2 protein-coding genes are annotated in these 1,861 nt (G+C 69.3%); both read right to left on the bottom strand.

From position 1 onward, the window contains the following. A partial coding sequence (locus tag G3N99_RS39490; protein WP_206125109.1) for a cation:proton antiporter occupies positions 1–485 on the bottom strand: 485 nt, incomplete at its 3' end. 208 nt (positions 486–693) lie between these two features. Next, the coding region (locus G3N99_RS39485; RefSeq protein WP_206125108.1) for a cytochrome c at positions 694–1,861 on the bottom strand (1,168 nt) is incomplete at its 5' end.

Genomic DNA, 1,861 nt, shown 5'->3' with positions numbered 1-1,861 from the left:
ACCATCACGAGATCCTCGACGACGAGCCAGCCGACCGCGATGCGCCCGTTGACCGTCTCGACCAGCCCGCGCCCTTCGAGCGCACGCAGCAGCACGACGGTACTCGCAACCGACAGCGCGAGCCCGAACACGAGCGCCGCCCCGACGCTCCAGCCCCAGGTGAGCGCGAGCCCGCCGCCGAGCAGCGTGGCCACCGTAATCTGGACGATCGCGCCCGGCAGCGCGATCTTGCGCACCGCGAGCAGATCGCCGAGCGAGAAATGCAGGCCGACGCCGAACATCAGCAGCATCACGCCGACTTCGGCAAGCTGCTGCGCGAGCGACAGGTCACCGACGAAGCCGGGCGTGCCCGGGCCGATCACGATCCCGGCAAGCAGATAGCCGACGAGCGGCGGCATTTTCAACAGCGACGCGAAATAACCGAAGACCATCGCGAGACCGAAACCGGCCGCGAGCAACGCAATCAGGCTGACGTCATGAGGCATCCCCCCTCCCGAAGTTCTTGTAACTATTTAGTAAGGTTCAAGAACGAAAGGATAAGGGATGAGGCGGAAAAATGGCGCGCCACCGCGAAAAATTCACGCGCTGGCCCGCCTTTGCGGGGTGCAACCCCGGCGAAATGAAAGGCGCCGCGCGGATGCGGCGGCGCCTTGAAGTACATCGGACAGGCGGGGCTGGCGCCCCGCCGCCCCGTCAACGCGACGCTTGCGGGAACCGCGCGCCCGGCGGCGGTTCGGGCCGGGTCGACGGCACGCTCTTGCGCACCTTCGCGACCTGCGCGGCCGTTACCGGCGCCCCCGTGTTGCCCCAACTCGTGCGCACGAAGTTGGACACGTCCGCGACTTCCTGATCCGACAGGCGCCAGCCGAACGGCGGCATCGTGAACGTCGACGGCGCGGTGCGCGTGCCCTGCAGTGCGCTGCCTTCCAGCACGACGTGGATCAGCGAGGTCGGATCGTCGCCTTGCACGACCGGGTTGCCGGCGAGCGCCGGGAACACGCGCGTGTAGCCGTGGCCGTCGCTGCGGTGGCAGGCCGTGCAGTTGTCGCGATAGACGGCCGCGCCCGGCTTGCTCGCGTCGCCGGCCTGCAGCGCCTTCGCGGCAGCCGCGTCGTACACGTGGGGCTGTTCACCCTGCACGCGCGGCGGCAGCGTCTTCAGGTAGCGTGCGATCGCGTTCAGGTCGTCGTCGGTCATGTGCTGCATGCTGTGGCCGACCACGTCCGTCATCCCGCCGAACGCGGCCGTGCGCAGCGTGCGGCCCGTCTTCAGGAACTGCACGATCTCGGTTTCCGTCCACGTGCCGAGGCCCGTGCGCGGCTCGCCGCGCAGGCTCGTCGGCACCCAGCCGTCGATCGCCGCGCCGCCGGCCAGGAAGTCCGGGCCGTCCGCGTCGGTGAGCCCGCGCTCCTGCATCGTCGGCGCGCGCGGCGTATGGCACGCGCCGCAGTGGCCGAGACCCTGCACGAGATACGCACCGCGCGCGACCACCGGATCGGTGTACGGCGCCGCGTCGAACGGCTTCGGGGTCGGCGCGAACATCTTGCGCCAGATCCCGAGCGGCCAGCGCATCGACAGCGGCCACACGATGTCGACCGCGCGGTTCTCGTGCTCGACCGGCGCGACGCCGTGCATGAAGTACGCGTACAGCGCTTTCATGTCGTCGTCGGTCAGGCGCGCGTAGGACGGGAACGGCATGGCCGGATACATCGTGTCGCCGTTCTTGCGCACGCCTTCGCGCACCGCGCGCGTGAAGTCCTCGACCGTCCAGCCGCCGAGGCCCGTTTTCGGGTCCGGCGTGATGTTCGTCGAGTAGATCCCGCCGATCGGCGTGTCGAATTTCAGCCCGCCCGCGAACGGA

It is taken from the genome of Burkholderia sp. Ac-20392 (assembly GCF_017104585.1).
GTDB lineage: Bacteria > Pseudomonadota > Gammaproteobacteria > Burkholderiales > Burkholderiaceae > Burkholderia > Burkholderia lata.
Note: the sequence above shows the minus strand (reverse complement) of the source record. Positions and strands in the feature narration are given on the sequence as shown.